The sequence below is a fragment of the Micromonospora sp. NPDC002717 genome (assembly GCF_040295705.1).
GTDB lineage: Bacteria > Actinomycetota > Actinomycetes > Mycobacteriales > Micromonosporaceae > Micromonospora.
Map to the genome: position 1 here is coordinate 56,059 of NZ_JBEOVW010000005.1, position 17,063 is coordinate 73,121.

The following is a 17,063-nucleotide window of genomic DNA, read 5'->3' on the forward strand; positions in this document are numbered from 1 at the left end:
GGGGACGTGCATCTCCCCCCGGGCATGGTCGCGGCAGCGGTGCTGTGCGGGCTGGTCGCGGCGGCGGCCAGCGCGCTGTCGGCCGCCGACGCCCGGCGGCGGTCCGGGCCGCACCGGCAGGCGCACGCGCTGCTCGCCGCGGCGTCCGCGGTCGCGCTGGCCGGCCTGCTGGTCGGGCTCGCCGTGGCGTTCGCCGCCGCCGGGCACGGGGCGCACGGGCCGGACCCGCGTACGGGCTGGGCCAGCGTCGTCGCGGTCGGCACGGCGGTCAGCGGGCTGCTCTTCGCCGCAGGGCTGCTCCGGCTGCCCGGCGTGGCCGCGTCGGGGGCGGCCACGGTGCGCCTGGCGCTCGACGGCGTGGTGATGGCGGCCGCGTTCTGGTTCGTCGGCTGGGTGCTGTTCTCCGAGCCCACCCGGCTGCTCGGCGACGTCACCCCGCTGGCCTGCCCGCCGATCCTGCTGGCCACGGTCAGCGCGGCCCTGACCGCCGGGACCGCCCTCGTCGTGGCGTTCCGCGCCCCGCCCCCGCGCCGGTTCCTCGCCGGTCTCGGCGCCGGGGCCACCATGGTGACCTGCGGCGGGCTCGGCGTCGCCACCGGCCTCTGCCAGGCCGGGCCGGAAGTGGCGCTGGCCGGGGCGGGGGCGCTCGCCGCCGGCCTGGGCGCCGCCGCGCTGGCCGCCCGGCGGGTGGACGCGGCCGGCCAGGCCGACCTCGACCTGATCCGCCGCGACGGCGACCACGCGTTCGTCCCGATGTTCGCGATGGCCGCCTCGGCGATGTACCACCTCCTCCAGGACGGCCGGTTCGACGCGCTCGGCATCGTCGCCGGCAGCGTCGAGGGCTTCGCCCTGGTGGCCCGGCAGTACCTGACGCTGCACGACGTGCGCGGCTACGCCCGGCGGCTCGTGGAGCGCGAGGCGCACTTCCGTGAGTTGGCGCACACCGATCCGCTGACCGGCCTGGCCAACCGGCGGGGGCTGCTGCGGGCGCTGCACCGCTGCGCCGAGGCCGGCACGCCCTGCGTGCTGCTCGGCCTCGACCTCGACGGCTTCAAGAACGTCAACGACATGCGTGGTCACGACGTCGGCGACGCGGTGCTGGCCGAGGTGGGCCGGCGGCTGCGCGGCAACCTGCGCCCGGGCGACGTGGCGGCCCGGCTCGGCGGCGACGAGTTCGCGGTGCTGATGCACGGCTGCCCGGCCGACGCGGACCGGGTCGCCGAGCGCCTGCTCGGCGTGCTCGGCCGCGCCTACGACCAGCCCGAGGGGCCGGTCTTCCTCTCGGTGAGCATCGGGTTGGCGGGCTGGGCCGGGGAGCCCGACGTGGAGCTGCTGCAGCGCCACGCCGACCTGGCGCTGCGCTACGCCAAGCAGCGCGGCAAGAACCGGATCGAGCGCTACGACGCCGAGTACGACCAGTTGCTGCGCCGGCGCACCACGCTCGAACACGAGCTGCGCGGCGCGATCGAGCGCGACGAGCTGCGGCTGGTGTTCCAGCCGGTGGCCTCGCTGCCCTCGGTGCGCCCGGTCGGCGCGGAGGCGCTGCTGCGCTGGCGCCACCCGGCGCTGGGCAACGTCCGCCCCGACGAGTTCATCCCGCTGGCCGAGGAGTGCGGGATGATCGCCAAGCTGGGCGCCTGGGTGCTGCACCAGGCCTGCTACCAGCTCTCCCGCTGGCTGGCCGACGGCCACGACGTCTGGGTCTCCGTCAACGTCTCGCCGCGCGAGCTGCACGCCCCGGAGTACGTGGTCCAGGTCGCCGAGGCGCTGCGCGCTCACCACGTGCCGCCGCAGCGGCTGGTGCTGGAGGTCACCGAGCACGCCGTCGCGACCGACCTGGACGAGCTGATCCGGCGGCTGACCGCGCTGCGGCTGACCGGCGTCCGGATCGCGCTGGACGACTTCGGTGCCGGCTATTCCTCGCTGGGGCAGCTACGGCGCCTGCCGATCGACATCCTCAAGATCGACCACAGCCTGGTCGCCGAGCACGAGCCGGTGCGGCCGGTGGGCCGGGACGGCCCGGCCTTCGCGCCGATGGTCGACATCGTCATGCGGCTCGGTCACCAGCTCGGCCTGGAGGTCATCGCCGAGGGGGTGACCACCCGCACCGAGCTGGCCGCCGTGGTCGCCGCCGGCTGCCGCTTCGGCCAGGGCGCGCTGTCCGGCTGGGGCGTACCGGCCGAGCACCTGGGGGCGATGCTGAAGGCGGCCACGTCCCCTGGCGCCCGGCCGGCCCCCGCCCCGGCCCCGCCCGTGTCGCCGCCCCGGCGGCTGCCGACGGCCCCCACCTCCGGCTCGCCGGTCCCGCCGCCGCGGCGGCTGCCGACGGTGCCCGCCCCGCGCCTGCCCGAGCCCGAGTCCGGGCAGGTGGAGCGGGGTGCGCAGGCCCCTCGGACGGGTGAATCTCCGCCCTCCGTTAACCAGCATGTGGGATCAGTTGACTCATCGCGTGAGATGCGTCAGGCTTGACCGCATGTCGTCGTACCGGTCGCTGCGAGTACTTACCTGAGCGCACTCTCCCTGTCGAGAGTGCGCCGGCCCCGTGCAACCTGCACGAGGGCTTTTTTGTTGCCGTCGAACCCATCGACGGGGGCCCCGTGCCCCGCGTCACACCGCTCGAACAGCCGCACCCACTCCAGCCGAGGGGCTGAACCGCAATGACGAGACCCACGCCAGAGACACTCGCCCACTCCGCCCGGCGCGCCCGCCCGGCCGCCGAGCCGGCGACCGACGCCGACCACGCCGGCGCCACCCGCGCCGCGGCCACCCCGGCCGTCCCGGGGGTACGCACGCCCGCCACGGCCCAGGTCTCCGGAGCCGGCTCGCTCGTGCGGTCCCTCGAGGCGCTCGGCGTCGACGTCGTCTTCGGCATTCCGGGCGGCGCGATCCTGCCGGCGTACGACCCGCTCTACGACTCCACGGTCCGGCACATCCTGGTCCGTCACGAGCAGGGCGCCGGGCACGCGGCGACCGGCTACGCCCAGGCGACCGGCCGGGTCGGCGTGTGCATGGCCACCTCCGGCCCCGGCGCGACGAACCTGGTCACCCCGATCGCCGACGCGTACATGGACTCGGTGCCGATGGTGGCGATCACCGGCCAGGTCGCGCGGCCGGCGATCGGCACGGACGCCTTCCAGGAGGCGGACATCCAGGGCATCACGCTGCCGATCACCAAGCACAACTTCCTCGTGCAGAACGCCGAGGAGATCCCGCGGGTGCTGGCCGAGGCGTTCCACCTGGCCGCCACCGGCCGGCCCGGGCCGGTCCTGGTCGACATCCCCAAGGACGTCCTCCAGGCGCCCACCACCTTCACCTGGCCGCCGACGCTGGACCTGCCGGGCTACCGGCCGACCCTGCACCCGCACGGCAAGCAGATCCGCGAGGCGGCCCGCCTGATGACCTCCGCCCGCCGCCCGGTGCTCTACGTCGGCGGCGGCGTGCTCAAGGCCGGCGCCACCGAGGGGCTGCGCCGGCTGGCCGAGCTGACCGGGATCCCGGTGGTCACCACGCTGATGGCGCTGGGCGCGTTCCCCGACTCGCACCCGCAGCACCTGGGCATGCCCGGCATGCACGGCACGGTCGCCGCCGTCTACGGGTTGCAGAAGGCCGACCTGATCGTGGCCCTGGGCGCGCGCTTCGACGACCGGGTCACCGGCAAGCTGGACTCGTTCGCCCCGGACGCGACGGTGGTGCACGCCGACATCGACCCGGCCGAGATCGGGAAGAACCGGCACGCCGACGTCCCGATCGTCGGGGACGCCCGGCACGTCATCGACGAGCTGATCGCGGCGGTGACCACCGAGCAGTCGGCCGGCCACCGCGCCGACACCGCCGACTGGTGGACCCAGCTCGACGACCTGCGCCGGCGCTACCCGCTGGGCTACGAGGAGCCGGCCGACGGCACCCTCTCCCCGCAGTACGTGATCAAGCGGCTCGGCGAGATCGCCGGCCCGGACGCGATCTACGTCGCCGGGGTCGGGCAGCACCAGATGTGGGCCTCCCAGTTCATCTCGTACGAGAAGCCGTACACCTGGTTGAACTCCGGCGGCCTCGGCACGATGGGCTACGCGGTGCCGGCGGCGATGGGCGCCAAGGTCGGCAAGCCGGACACGGTGGTCTGGGCGGTCGACGGCGACGGCTGCTTCCAGATGACCAACCAGGAGTTGGCCACCTGCGCGCTGGAGGGCATCCCGGTCAAGATCGCCCTGATCAACAACGGCAACCTCGGCATGGTGCGGCAGTGGCAGACCCTCTTCTACGGGGAGCGCTACTCCAACACCGACCTCGGCACCCACAAGCACCGCATCCCCGACTTCGTGAAGCTCGCCGAGGCGCTCGGCTGCGTCGGCCTGCGCTGCGAGAACGCGGAGGACGTCGACAAGACCATCGAGGCCGCGATGGCCATCAACGACGCCCCGGTGGTCATCGACTTCGTGGTCGGCAAGGACGCCATGGTGTGGCCGATGGTCGCCGCCGGCACCAGCAACGACGAGATCATGTTCGCCCGGGGCGTCCGCCCCGCCTTCGACGAGGACGAACTCTGACCATGAGCGAGCGAATCATCCGGTTCCGCCCCCACCCGCGTCAGGACGCGACCGTGCGCAGCGAGGTCGTGGCATGACGATGCACACCCTGTCCGTGCTGGTGGAGAACAAGCCGGGCGTCCTGGCCCGCGTCTCCGGCCTGTTCTCCCGGCGTGGCTTCAACATCGACAGCCTCGCCGTCGGCGAGACCGAGAACCCGGACGTCTCCCGGATCACCATCGTGGTCAACGCCGAGTCGTCCCCGCTGGAGCAGGTGACGAAACAGCTCAACAAGCTGGTCAACGTGCTCAAGATCGTCGAGCTGGACCCGCAGGTCTCGGTCGCCCGGGAACTGCTCCTGGTCAAGGTGCGCGCCGACCGCGCGGCCCGGGCCCAGGTCCTGGAGACGGTCGGCCTGTTCCGGGCCCGGGTGGTCGACGTGGCACCGGACACGCTGACCATCGAGGCCACCGGCACGCCGGACAAGCTCGACGCGCTGCTGCGCGACCTCGAGCCCTTCGGCATCAAGGAGATGGTCCAGTCGGGGCTGGTGGCGATCGGGCGCGGCTCGCGTTCCATCACCGCCGGGCCCTCGCTCCGGGCCGCCTGACCCCGGCCGCCCACGCGACGCGCCGCCCGACCCGCCCACCTGGCCGGCGCGGCGCGCCGCCGGAAACCGCCATTCGCACAGATCCACGACGGGCCGCCCGGGCCGCCGTACGAAAGGGAAAATCATGAGCGTTGAGGTGTACTACGACGACGACGCCGACCTGGGCCTGATCCAGGGCCGGAAGGTCGCCGTGATCGGCTACGGCAGCCAGGGCCACGCGCACGCGCTGTCGCTGCGCGACTCCGGCGTCGACGTGGTGATCGGTCTGCCGGAGGGCTCCAAGAGCCGGGCCAAGGCGGAGGAGCAGGGCCTGCGGGTGGTCACGCCGGCCGAGGCGGCGGCCGAGGCCGACGTCATCATGATCCTGGCGCCGGACACGGCCCAGCGCCGCCTCTACGCCGACTCGATCGCGCCGAACCTGAAGCCGGGCAAGGCCCTCTTCTTCGGCCACGGCTTCAACATCCGCTACGGCCTGATCAAGCCGCCGGCCGACGTCGACGTGGCGATGGTCGCCCCGAAGGGCCCCGGTCACCTCGTGCGCCGCCAGTACGCCGACGGCAAGGGCGTGCCCTGCCTGGTCGCCGTCGAGCAGGACTCCAGCGGCAACGCGCTCGCCCTGGCCCTGTCGTACGCCAAGGGCATCGGCGGCACCCGGGCCGGCGCGATCAAGACCACCTTCACCGAGGAGACCGAGACCGACCTCTTCGGCGAGCAGGCGGTGCTCTGCGGCGGTGCGGCGGCGCTCGTGCAGACCGGCTTCGAGGTGCTCACCGAGGCGGGCTACGCCCCCGAGGTGGCGTACTTCGAGTGCCTGCACGAGCTGAAGCTCATCGTCGACCTCATGTACGAGGGCGGCATCGCCAAGATGCGCTACAGCATCTCGGACACGGCCGAGTACGGCGACCTCTCCCGCGGGCCGCGCGTCATCGACGCCCGGGTCAAGGAGGAGATGCGCAAGATCCTCAGCGAGGTCCAGTCCGGCGAGTTCGCCCGGGAGTGGGTCGCCGAGGACGAGGCCGGCCGGCCGAACTTCAGCAAGTGGCAGGCCGAGGGCGCGGCGCACCCGATCGAGGAGACCGGCCGCAAGCTGCGCGGCATGATGAGCTGGGTCGACCGCCCGATCACCGAGACCGCCTGACGAACACCCCCGGCGGCCCGGCCCGGGCGCTCTCCCCGGCGCCCGGCCGGGCCGCCTCCTTTCCGCCACCCACCGACACCGCTCGCCGTGCCGACGCCACCCACCGACACCGCTCGCCGCGCCGGCGCCACCCGGCCGATCCGAGCCGGAGCCACCCGCCCCGAACGGACCTCGCCCGCCTCGCCGAGGCGGCGCGGGCGCCCCGTCGTGCGCCGTTCACCGGCAGGTCGTCACCTGTTGTGAGGGCACTCACCCCACGGTCCGGGACATGCCGGCCGGCCGGCCCCCTACGATCGCGGGTAGGTGCGTAGCCGGCACCTGACGGCCATGGCACGGATCAGTGCAGGGCGCAGCGCGGCGTCCCGCAGCCCGGCCTACCCGCTCTGACGACAACTACGAGGACCAATGACCCCTGTCGTACTGATCGCCGAAGAACTCGCTCCCGCCGCCATCGAGGTGCTCGCCCACGACTTCGACGTCCGCCACGTCGACGGCACCGACCGTCCGGCCCTGCTCTCGGCGCTCTCCGAGGCCGACGCCGTCATCGTGCGCAGCGCCACCCAGATCGACGCCGAGGCGATCGCCGCCGCGCCGCGGCTGAAGGTCGTCGCCCGGGCGGGTGTGGGCCTGGACAACGTCGAGGTACCGGCCGCCACCGCGCGGGGCGTCATGGTCGTCAACGCCCCCACCTCCAACATCGTCTCCGCCGCCGAGCAGGCCGTCGCGCTCCTGCTGGCCGTGGCCCGCAACACCGCCAGCGCCAGCGCCGCGCTGAAGGCGGGGGAGTGGAAGCGGTCGAAGTACACCGGCGTGGAGATCCAGGGCAAGACCGTCGGCGTGGTCGGGCTCGGCCGCATCGGCGTGCTCTTCGCGCAGCGGATCGCCGCCTTCGGCACCCGGCTGATCGCGTACGACCCGTACATCCAGCCGGCGCGCGCCGCCCAGCTCGGCGTCCGCCTGGTGGGCCTGGACGAGCTGCTGCGGGAGAGCGACTTCATCTCCATCCACCTGCCGAAGACCCCGGAGACCGTCGGCCTGATCGGTGAGAAGGAGCTGGCCGTCGTCAAGCCCGGCGTCCGGATCGTCAACGCCGCCCGCGGCGGGCTGGTCGACGAGCAGGCCCTGGCCGACGCCATCGCCGAGGGCCGGGTCGCCGGCGCGGGCGTGGACGTCTACGCCAAGGAGCCCTGCACCTCCTCGCCGCTGTTCGCCTTCGACAACGTGGTGGCGACCCCGCACCTGGGCGCCTCCACCGCCGAGGCGCAGGACAAGGCCGGTCTGGCCGTGGCCAAGAGCGTCAAGCTGGCGCTCCAGGGCGAGTTCGTGCCGGACGCGGTGAACGTGCAGGCCGGCGGCGTCGTCGCCGAGGACGTCCGGCCGCTGCTGCCGCTGGCCGAGAAGCTCGGCCGGGCCTTCACCGCCGTCGCGGGCGGGGTCGCCGCCAGCGTCACCGTCGAGGTGCGCGGCGAGATCGCCAACCACGACGTGTCGGTGCTCAAGCTCGCCGCCACCAAGGGGCTGTTCAGCTCGGTGGTCGAGGAGCAGGTGACCTACGTCAACGCCCCGCACCTGGCGGCCGAGCGAGGCGTCGAGGTCAGCCTGGTCACCCAGGCCGAGACGGTCGACCACCCCGACCTGGTCACCGTCCGGGGCGCGCTGCCCGACGGGCGTACGGTCAGCGTCTCCGGCACGGTCACCCAGGCGGGCACGCGGGACGTCCTCAAGCTGACCGAGGTGGACGGTTTCGACGTGGAGATCGGCGCGGAGGGCATCCTCGTCTTCCTCCGCTACGTCGACCGGCCGGGCGTCGTGGGCACCGTCGGCACCCTGCTCGGCGAGGCCGGCATCAACATCGCGGCGATGCAGGTGGCCCGCCGGGAGGCCGGCGGCGAGACGCTGATGACCCTCACGGTGGACCAGGCGCTCGGCGCGGACCTGCTCACCTCCGCGGCGGACTCGATCGGGGCGGTCGCGGCCAGCGCCGCCGACCTGCGCGACGAGTGAGCTGACGCACGACAACGGGGGCCCGGCGATTCCGCCGGGCCCTTCGTCGTCCGCCGGGCGTCAGCCGGGCAGGCGCGCCGGTGGCGGGTAGACCGAGCCGTCCTGGGCGTCGAAGAGCATCAGGTCGTGCTCGCCGGCCAGCCGCTCGATGTCGAGCAGCACCTGGTCCGGACAGGTCGGGTGCAGGTTCAGCTCGACGTGGTCGTTCGCCGCGTGCAGCGGCGCCACCGCCCACGGGGTGTCCCGCCCGGCGGGCCGGTCCGGATAGCTGGTGGTGATCGCCCGGTAGAACGCCACCACCCGCGGATCCGGGTGGCGCTCGACGTGCTGCCCCTGCCGGCAGCGCCGCACCGCGGCCCGCACGTCCTCGGGTGTCGCCCCGTCCGCCAGGGCCCACACGCTCAGATCGAAACTCACGGCGGACAGCGTGCCATCCGCCGTTCACCCCGTCGAAATCACCCCGCCGATGGGCCTTTCCGTGCCGCGACGGTCCGGTGTGGAGACCCTTGCGTCGAGTTACGTCGATTCGCTAGCGTACCGGTGCGGTCACTGGCCGAGCTCGCGGCGTAGGCCCGTCTTCGGGTGGCGAGGTCGACGTCCGGCCGACCGGCCCGCACCCCTCGATTGCGCGAGCCACGCGCATTCGTCGCTGACCGGCCCTCACGGTCGTTGCCGAGACCGTGGGGGCCGATCGCGCTTACCGGGCCTCCGCATCGCCCGCCGCCGGGCGGCTCGGCGCGACCGGGCGGCACCCGGCCGACCGCACGGCACCCGGCCGACCGCACGGCACCGGGCGGCGGCTCAGCGGCGGTGGGCGAAGAGCGCGCGGTAGTCCGACCCGTTGCGGAACCAGACGAGGCCGGCCGGACCGGCGGCGTAGAGCGCGGTGGCGTAGGCGTCGGCGACGGCGAGGTCGGGGCCGACCACCGTCGCGGCGACCAACTGCTCGGCCGGCTCGCCCGTGTGCGGGTCCACCACGTGCCCCTGCCGGCCGCTCACCCCGGACGTGCCGACCGCGCCCGCCGTCATCTCCAGCACCAGCGGCGCGCGGCGCCGATCCGTCGGGTGGTGCACCGCCACCCGCCACGGGCCGCCGTGCGCCGCGTGCCCGCGTACGACCAGGTCGGCGCCGGTGAGCACGGCGTAGTCGTGGATGCCGGCGGCGCGCAGCCGGGCGGCGGCGCGCTCGACCGCCCACCCGCCGAGCAGGCCGCCCGGGTCGAAGCCGCCGGGCACCGCCCAGGCGTCGAACCAGCCGTCGGTGGCCGCCCGCATCGCCGCGCAGCGGTCGACCAGGTCGGCCAGCGGGGGGTACGACTCGGGGCTGATCTCGCCGCGGCGCAGCCGGGAGACCAGGCTCTCGGGCCGGCTCGGGCCGTAGGTGAGGTCGATGGCCCGCAGTTCCGCCACCGCGTCGCGCAGCGCGTCCCCGACGCCCCGGCGGCCCAGCCACTCGGGCGCGTTGAGCAGCAGCGAGTATTCCGCCGTCGAGGTCCGCACGGTGTGCTGGACGGCGATCCGGTCGTCGGTGGCCGCGCCGGGGCGGTCGACGCGGTGGCTACGGGCGCCGAGCCGCAGGTCCGGCCGGCGGGGCTGGAAGGCCGGCTGGTCCACCCAGCGGGTCCGTTGCTGCTGGTCGATCCGCATGACAGTGCTCCCTCGCTGCCGGCGGGCCGCGTCGTCGCGGTGCCGTCGCGGGCCCCCGTGACCCGCTCGTCACCACGCTAGGCAGCGGAGATGACCCCACCATGAATGTCACCTGAGAGCCTCCTGTGCATCTCGGTTTCCCGAATGATGGAACCTTCGTACCGGGAGGCGGGACAGCGGCGTACGGTCGGACCCAACGGCGAGGCGAAGGAGCGCAGGACGTGGCACGGATCGCGGTGGTGGCCGGGGACGGGATCGGACCCGAGGTGGTCGCGCAGGCCCGCAAGGTCATCGACGCCGTGCTCCCGGGGGTGGAGACTACCGAGTACGACCTCGGCGCCGCCCGCTGGCACCGCACCGGCGAGGTGCTGCCCGACTCGGTGCTGGGCGAGCTGGCCGGGCACGACGCCATCCTGCTCGGTGCGGTCGGCGACCCCACCGTGCCGCCGGGCGTGCTGGAGCGGGGCCTGCTGCTCAAGCTGCGGTTCGCCTTCGACCAGTACGTCAACCTGCGGCCGGCGCGGCTCTGGCCCGGCGTGGCCGGGCCGCTGGCCAGCGTCAAGCCCGGCGAGGTCGACCTGGTGGTGGTGCGCGAGGGCACCGAGGGCCTGTACGCGGGCGCCGGTGGCGCGCTGCACCGCGGCACCCCCGCCGAGGTCGCCACCGAGGAGAGCCTGAACACGCGGCACGGGGTGGAGCGGGTGATCCGCGACGCCTTCGCCCGCGCCGCGCGCCGCGAGCGGCGCAAGGTCACCCTGGTGCACAAGACCAACGTGCTCACCCACGCCGGCTCGCTGTGGGCGCGCGCGTTCGAGGCCGTCGCCGCCGAGCACCCCGACGTGACCACGGAGTACCAGCACGTCGACGCCGCCGCGATGTTCCTGGTCACCCAGCCGCAGCGCTACGACGTGGTGGTCACCGACAACCTGTTCGGCGACATCCTCACCGACATCGCCGCGGCGGTCACCGGCGGGATCGGGCTGGCGGCCAGCGGCAGCATCAACCCCGAGGGGGCCTACCCCTCGATGTTCGAGCCGGTGCACGGCTCCGCGCCGGACATCGCCGGGCGCGGCGTGGCCGATCCGGTGGCGGCCGTGCTCTCGGCCGCGCTGCTGCTCGACCAGCTCGGGCACGCCGACGCCGCGGCCCGGGTCACCGCCGCGGTCGGCACGGAGCTGGCCGGCCGGGCCCCGGGCGTACCGCTGCGCACCGAGGAGGTCGGCGACCGGCTGGCCGGGTACGCCGCCTCCTGAGGCCGGCGGGCCCGCCCCACCGGGGCGCCTCCCCCCAGGCCCGCCGCCCCTCCGACGCCACGGGCGCCGCGGCGGGTCACCCGTCCGGCGCCGTCGATGCGCCGGGCGTAGCTACCCCCTGAACGACCGTTCGGGGTAAGTTTCTCGCACCATCTTTCTCGGCATGCGGACCCGTGTGCCGTCCGTCCCCAGGGAGGTCAGCGCGATGAGCGGTGGTGACAAGCTCGACTTCGAGATCCGTCCGAATCCCGCGCCGGTATCCGTCGCCGACCGGGCCGCCCTGCTGGCCAACCCCGGGTTCGGCCGGGTCTTCACCGACCACATGGTCACCATCCGCTACGCCGACGGCAAGGGCTGGTACGACGCCCGGGTCGAGGCGCGCGCGCCGATCCCGATGGACCCGGCCGCCGCGGTCCTGCACTACGCGCAGGAGATCTTCGAGGGCCTGAAGGCGTACCGGACGCCCGACGGCGGGGTCACCATGTTCCGGCCGGAGGCCAACGCCGCCCGGTTCGCCGCCTCCGCCCGGCGGATGGCGATGCCGCCGCTGCCCGAGGAGGCGTTCGTCGACTCGCTGCGCCTGCTCGTCGAGATCGACCGGGACTGGATTCCCGAGGGCGAGGACGGCAGCCTCTACCTGCGTCCGTTCATGTTCGCCAGCGAGGTGTTCCTCGGCGTCCGCCCGGCCAACGAATACCTCTACGTGGTGATCGCCTCGCCGGTCGGCGCGTACTTCTCCGGCGGGGTCAAGCCGGTGACGGTCTGGGTCTCCCCGGACTACACCCGGGCCGCCCCCGGGGGCACCGGCGCGGCGAAGTGCGGCGGCAACTACGCCGCCTCGCTGGTGGCCCAGGCCGAGGCGATCGAGCACGGCTGCGACCAGGTGGTCTTCCTCGACGCGGTGGAGCGCCGCTACGTCGACGAGCTGGGCGGCATGAACGTGTTCTTCGTCTACGACGACGGCACCGTGGCCACCCCACCGCTGACCGGCACGATCCTGCCCGGCATCACCCGGGAGTCGGTGCTCGAGCTGGCCGCCGGCGCGGGGCACCGGATCGAGGAGCGGCCGGTGAGCTTCGCCGACTGGCAGGCCGACGCGGCCAGCGGCCGGCTCCGCGAGGTGTTCGCCTGCGGCACCGCCGCCGTGATCACCCCGATCGGGCAGGTGCGCTTCCCCGACGGCGAGTTCCTGGTCGGCGACGGCGGGCCCGGCCGGGTCACCATGGCCCTGCGCCAGCAGCTCGTCGACCTCCAGCGGGGCATGGCCGACGACCCGCACGGCTGGGTCCGGCGCATCCTCTGACCCGTACGCGCGAGCGTGCCGCCCCCGCGCCGTCCCGGCGCGGGGGCGGCGTCGCCGTCGGCCGCGCCCGCGTCAGTCGAGCAGGTGGTCGCGGAGGGCGGCGAGCTGGGCGTCGGTGACGCCGGCGTGGCGCAGGTAGCCCTCGACCGAGCCGTGGGCCGCCCGCAGCTCGGCGAGGAAGAGCGTCATGGCCTCGGCGGGGCAGGTCAGCACCGGCAGGGTGTGCCCCTCCTGCTGCCCGGTGGCCTCGAACCAGGCGCGGTACCGCTCGCCGGCCTCGGTGCTCAGCGCGTAGTCGGCGGCGATCTCGTCGTCGTCGACGCCGAGCACCGCGAGGGTGAGCCCGCAGACGATGCCGGTGCGGTCCTTGCCGGCGACGCAGTGCACCACCACGGGCGCGTTGGCGCTGTCGGCGATCAGCCCGACGGCCTCGGCGAGCCCGGCCGTGCCGGTCGCCGCGAGGTCGGCGTACCGGTCGGCCAGGTAGCGGGCCAGGTCGGTGCCCGGCTGGTAGGGCCGCTCGCCCCACTCGGCGTGCTCCGGGTGGATGTTGCGCCAGGTCAGGCCGTCGAAGTGGGGGATCCGGCCGTCGCGTTCCACCTCGTAGGGGCGGCGCAGGTCGATGACCGTGCGCACGTCGAGGGCGGCGAACGCCTCCCGGTCGGCGTCGTCGATGCGGTGTGGCGAGTCGGAGCGGTAGAGCCGGCCCCGGCGGACGGTGCGCCCGTCGTGGCCGGAGTGGCCGCCGACGTCGCGGAAGTTGAACATCGTGGCGAACGGGATCCTGCGGTTGACCTCGGTGGCGTCCACGTTGACACGGTAACGGTCTCCCGCGGGTGGCGGGAGACCGTCGTGCGCCGGTGACTACCGGGCGGTGCCGGGCGGGATCGCCGAGTACGTCTCGCCGTAGTAGCCGCCGAGCCGGTCCCGGTAGGTGGGGTCGGTGTCGGCGGTCTCGTCGTACTCCGGGGCGGCCTTGATCTGGTCCTTGCTCCGGTCGACGTGGACCTTGCGCTCGTCGTGGTCGACGTGGTTCACCGTGCCGGCCGGGATCATGACCTTCCGGCCGAAGATCCACGGGCCGGTGTCCACCACCAGGTAGCTGTCGTTGACCTCGTGGCTGGCGTTGTCGATCTTGCCGATGCCGCCGTCGCTGGCCTCGACCTTGTAGCCGACAAGGTCGGCGTCGGCCACCCGCGCCGTGTCCCGGTAGCGCCACGGGTCGAACGTGCCGGCGGGCGCGCCGCCGGCGAACTCGCCCTGGCCGCCGTGGCGCACCGGGTCCGGGCTGCCGTGCGTGCTGTGCGGGTCGAGCCTGTCCATGTGACAACTCCTGCCCCGACTGTCGCCAGTCGTCTCGCCGGATCGAGTCCTCGTCCTGGGAGGAGCTACCCGGGCGGTCGCCGCCGGAAACGGCGGGGGACCGGCGGTGGGCCGGCGCTGGAGACGGCGGTGGGCCGGCGCCGTCGTGCGGCTCCGGCCCACCGGGGCGTACGCGTCAGGCGAGCGCGGCCTGGGCGTCCAGGGTGACCGCGGCGGCGTGCACGACGGCGGCGATGCGCAGCCCCTCGTGCACCTGCTCGCGGCTGAAGCCCGCGCCGCGCAGGGTCTTCTCGTGCGACTCCAGGCACACGCCGCAGCCGGTGATGGCCGAGACGGCCAGGCACCAGAGCTCGAAGTCGGCCTTCTCCACGCCCGGCTTGGCGATGATCTGCATCCGCAGCCGCGCCGGGATCGACTGGTACTGCTCGTCGCCGATCAGGTGCTTGGCCCGGTAGTAGACGTTGTTCATCGCCATGATCGCGGCGGCGCCCTTGGCCGCCTCGATCGCTTCCGGCCCGAGGTGGGTGGCCGCCTCGTCGGCGATCTCCCGCAGCACCACCGGGTTGCGCGCGGCGACGGCGCAGGCCAGGGCGGTGCCCCACGCCTGCTCCGGCTTCAGCGTGCTGGTGCCGATGGTGGAGCCGAGGTTGAGCTTGATGTCCTTGGCATACTCCGGCAGAGCTGCCTTGACCGCGTCCAGACCCACGGTCAGGCCCCGGCGCCGGCGAGCAGCTTGGTGGCGTCCAGGGTCTCGCCGCCCTTGTTCCAGTTGCACGGGCAGAGCTCGTCGGTCTGCAGGGCGTCGAGCACCCGCAGCACCTCGGAGACGTTCCGGCCGACCGAACCGGCGGTCACCATGACGAACTGGATCTCGTTGTTCGGGTCGACGATGAAGGTCGCCCGCTGTGCCACGCCGTCCTCGCCGAGCACGCCGCAGGCGGCGGTCAGCTCGCGCTTGATGTCGCTGAGCATCGGGAACGGCAGCTCGCGCAGGTCCGGGTGGTCCTTGCGCCACGCGTAGTGGACGAACTCGTTGTCGACCGACACGCCGAGGACCTGGGCGTCCCGGTCGGCGAACTCGTCGTTCAGCCGCCCGAACTCGGCGATCTCCGTCGGGCAGACGAAGGTGAAGTCCTTCGGCCAGAAGAAGACGACCCGCCACTTGCCCTCGTGGGACTTGTGGTTGATCGTCTCGAACGCCTTCTCGGCGTCCAGCGACACGCAGGCGGTGAGTTCGTACTCGGGGAAGCGGTCACCGACAGTGAGCACAGGTCCTCCTTGACAGTGGCACGAGGCCGGTAAAACTGGATCGGTTCCAGATACTTCCTCAGCGCTGTTTCCGCCTGGCGGCGGCCGGGTTACTTGTGAAGTGGATCACCAGCTTCCGGTTCCGCCCGCGTACGGGCGCCGGCCGGGGTATCGCGACCCTCCGTCACCGTCCCGTCATGTGGACTATGCCTCCCAAAACCAGTGCTCGGGTGGCAGAGTGGCGATCGTGACCAGCACCTACCTGATTATTCGCACCTAGCGCGCCGGCCTCCCCTCCGCCGAGCGCGCAGACCTCCCGCATCCGCGGGGGGTCTTTTTGTTGCTCTCGAAAGGATCCCTGATGACCTTCCAGGTGTACGACACGACGCTGCGCGACGGTGCCCAGCGCGAGGGGCTCAGCTATTCGGTGGTCGACAAGCTCGCGGTGGCCCGGCTGCTCGACGAGCTCGGGGTCGGCTTCATCGAGGGCGGCTGGCCGGGCGCGGTGCCGAAGGACACGGAGTTCTTCCGCCGGGCGCGCAGCGAGCTGGACCTGAGACACGCGCTGCTGGTGGCGTTCGGGGCCACCCGCCGGGCCGGGGTGCAGGTCGCCGACGACCCGCAGGTGCGCGGTCTGCTCGACGCGCAGACCCCGGCGGTCGCCCTGGTCGCCAAGGCCGACCTGCGGCACGTCGAGCGGGCGCTGCGCACCACCGCCGGGGAGAACCTGGCGATGGTCCACGACACCGTGGCGCACCTGGTGGCGGAGGGTCGCCGGGTCTTCGTCGACGGCGAGCACTTCTTCGACGGCTACCGGTCCGACCCGGCGTACACGGCCTCCGTGGTGGAGACCGCGCTCGCCGCCGGCGCCGAGCGGTTCGTGCTCTGCGACACCAACGGCGGCATGCTGCCCTCCCAGGTGAGCGCCGCCATCGCCGACCTGACCGCCCGGCTGGGCGTGGGCCCGGAGCTGCTCGGCATCCACTGCCAGAACGACACGGCCTGCGCCGTGGCGAACACGATCGCCGCCGTCGAGGCGGGGGTGCGGCACTTCCAGGGCACCGCGAACGGCTACGGCGAACGCCCCGGCAACGCCGACATCTTCGCCGTGGTCGCCAACCTCCAGCTCAAGCTCGGGCTGCCCGTCCTACCGGACGGCTGCCTGGGGCAGATGGTGCGGGTCTCCCACGCCATCGCCGAGATCGCCAACATCGCCCCCGACACCCACCAGGCCTACGTCGGGGCCGCGGCCTTCGCCCACAAGGCGGGGCTGCACGCGAGCGCGATCAAGGTGGATCCGCTGCTCTACAACCACGTGGACCCACAGGTGGTGGGCAACGACATGCGGATCCTCGTCACCGAGATGGCCGGCCGGGCCAGCGTCGAGCTCAAGAGCCGCGAGCTCGGCCTGGACCTGGCCGGCCATCCGGAGGCGCTGTCCCGGGTGACCGGGCGGGTCAAGGAACTGGAGGCCGACGGCTGGTCGTTCGAGGCCGCCGACGCCTCGTTCGAGCTGCTGGTCCGCGCCGAGCTGGACACCGCGCCGCCGAGGCCGTTCACGCTGGAGTCGTACCGGGTGCTGGTCGAGCACCGGGAGGACGGCGCGGTGGTCTCCGAGGCGACCGTCAAGATCCGCGTACGCGGGGAGCGGGTGATCGCCACCGCGGAGGGGAACGGCCCGGTCAACGCCCTGGACGAGGCGCTGCGGGCCGGGCTGGCCCGGCACTACCCGCAGCTGCGCGACTTCGAGCTGGCCGACTTCAAGGTGCGGATCCTGGAGGGCAGCAGCGGCACCGGAGCGGTGACGCGGGTGCTGCTGGAGACCGCCGACCGCAACGGCCGCGACTGGACCACGGTCGGCGTGCACCCCAACGTCGTCGAGGCGAGCTGGCACGCCCTCGTCGACGCCCTCACCTACGGCCTCGACCGCGCCCGGGTCTGAGGCGGCCCGGTCCGGTGCGGCCGGCCACGCGGACGCCGGTGGACACCGCGCGGGCACCGGCCACGCGGCGGG

The 17,063-nt window shown here is 73.7% G+C and carries 14 protein-coding genes; 8 read left to right on the plus strand and 6 right to left on the minus strand.

All coding sequences use genetic code 11. The features are described from left to right. Positions 1-24: 24 nt before the first annotated feature. The 5 genes from ABT006_RS09745 (at position 25) to serA (ending at position 8,275) form a co-directional block, all read left to right on the plus strand. Positions 25-2,469 (plus strand): putative bifunctional diguanylate cyclase/phosphodiesterase, encoded by a 2,445-nt coding sequence (locus ABT006_RS09745; protein ID WP_502890903.1) that lies wholly within the window; start codon positions 25-27, stop codon positions 2,467-2,469. 188 nt (positions 2,470-2,657) lie between these two features. Further along, positions 2,658-4,544 carry an acetolactate synthase large subunit gene (locus tag ABT006_RS09750; protein ID WP_350704741.1) on the plus strand — a complete coding sequence of 629 codons (1,887 nt, stop codon included), beginning with the start codon at positions 2,658-2,660 and terminating at the stop codon, positions 4,542-4,544. A 73-nt stretch (positions 4,545-4,617) separates the two neighbouring features. Continuing rightward, positions 4,618-5,133 carry an acetolactate synthase small subunit gene (ilvN, locus tag ABT006_RS09755; RefSeq protein WP_089001623.1) on the plus strand — a complete coding sequence of 172 codons (516 nt, stop codon included), beginning with the start codon at positions 4,618-4,620 and terminating at the stop codon, positions 5,131-5,133. A 124-nt stretch (positions 5,134-5,257) separates the two neighbouring features. Next, entirely contained in the window at positions 5,258-6,271 is a 1,014-nt protein-coding gene (gene ilvC / locus ABT006_RS09760; protein WP_350704743.1) for a ketol-acid reductoisomerase, read from the plus strand. Positions 6,272-6,676: 405 nt separating this feature from the next. Continuing rightward, a complete protein-coding gene (gene serA, locus ABT006_RS09765; protein WP_350704744.1) occupies positions 6,677-8,275 on the plus strand; it encodes a phosphoglycerate dehydrogenase in 1,599 nt (532 codons plus the stop codon). A 60-nt stretch (positions 8,276-8,335) separates the two neighbouring features. Here the strand turns inward: serA and ABT006_RS09770 are convergent, their stop codons facing one another. Both ABT006_RS09770 and ABT006_RS09775 read right to left on the minus strand, forming a co-directional pair. Further along, positions 8,336-8,692 carry a hypothetical protein gene (locus ABT006_RS09770; RefSeq protein WP_350704745.1) on the minus strand — a complete coding sequence of 119 codons (357 nt, stop codon included), beginning with the start codon at positions 8,690-8,692 and terminating at the stop codon, positions 8,336-8,338. Between the two features lie 384 nt (positions 8,693-9,076). Then, positions 9,077-9,922 carry an FAD:protein FMN transferase gene (locus ABT006_RS09775; RefSeq protein WP_350704747.1) on the minus strand — a complete coding sequence of 282 codons (846 nt, stop codon included), beginning with the start codon at positions 9,920-9,922 and terminating at the stop codon, positions 9,077-9,079. Between the two features lie 221 nt (positions 9,923-10,143). Between ABT006_RS09775 and ABT006_RS09780 the strand changes: the two genes are divergently transcribed. Together ABT006_RS09780 and ABT006_RS09785 are read left to right on the plus strand one after the other, a co-directional pair. Continuing rightward, complete coding sequence (locus ABT006_RS09780; protein ID WP_350704749.1) at positions 10,144-11,175, plus strand: 3-isopropylmalate dehydrogenase; 1,032 nt, start codon at positions 10,144-10,146, stop codon at positions 11,173-11,175. A gap of 205 nt (positions 11,176-11,380) precedes the next feature. Then, positions 11,381-12,478, plus strand: coding sequence for a branched-chain amino acid aminotransferase (locus ABT006_RS09785; protein ID WP_350705115.1), 1,098 nt, complete (start codon positions 11,381-11,383; stop codon positions 12,476-12,478). 72 nt (positions 12,479-12,550) lie between these two features. Here ABT006_RS09785 and ABT006_RS09790 read toward each other — a convergent pair whose 3' ends face one another. The 4 genes from ABT006_RS09790 to ABT006_RS09805 all read right to left on the minus strand — a co-directional run bounded on the left by ABT006_RS09790 (position 12,551) and on the right by ABT006_RS09805 (position 15,070). Then, positions 12,551-13,288 carry a tyrosine-protein phosphatase gene (locus ABT006_RS09790; protein ID WP_350704751.1) on the minus strand — a complete coding sequence of 246 codons (738 nt, stop codon included), beginning with the start codon at positions 13,286-13,288 and terminating at the stop codon, positions 12,551-12,553. 54 nt (positions 13,289-13,342) lie between these two features. Then, complete coding sequence (locus ABT006_RS09795; protein WP_350704752.1) at positions 13,343-13,801, minus strand: PRC-barrel domain-containing protein; 459 nt, start codon at positions 13,799-13,801, stop codon at positions 13,343-13,345. 175 nt (positions 13,802-13,976) lie between these two features. Continuing rightward, the gene (gene ahpD / locus ABT006_RS09800; protein ID WP_350704754.1) at positions 13,977-14,507 is read right to left on the minus strand and encodes an alkylhydroperoxidase, AhpD family; all 531 of its coding nucleotides are present in this window, start codon (positions 14,505-14,507) and stop codon (positions 13,977-13,979) included. A gap of 2 nt (positions 14,508-14,509) precedes the next feature. After that, the gene (locus ABT006_RS09805) at positions 14,510-15,070 is read right to left on the minus strand and encodes a peroxiredoxin (protein WP_350704756.1); all 561 of its coding nucleotides are present in this window, start codon (positions 15,068-15,070) and stop codon (positions 14,510-14,512) included. A 340-nt stretch (positions 15,071-15,410) separates the two neighbouring features. On the opposite strand from ABT006_RS09805, the gene cimA reads away from it, so the two are divergent. Continuing rightward, positions 15,411-16,991: a citramalate synthase gene (cimA, locus tag ABT006_RS09810; RefSeq protein ID WP_350704757.1), complete on the plus strand. Its 1,581-nt coding sequence runs from the start codon at positions 15,411-15,413 to the stop codon at positions 16,989-16,991. The last annotated feature ends 72 nt before the right edge of the window (positions 16,992-17,063 follow it).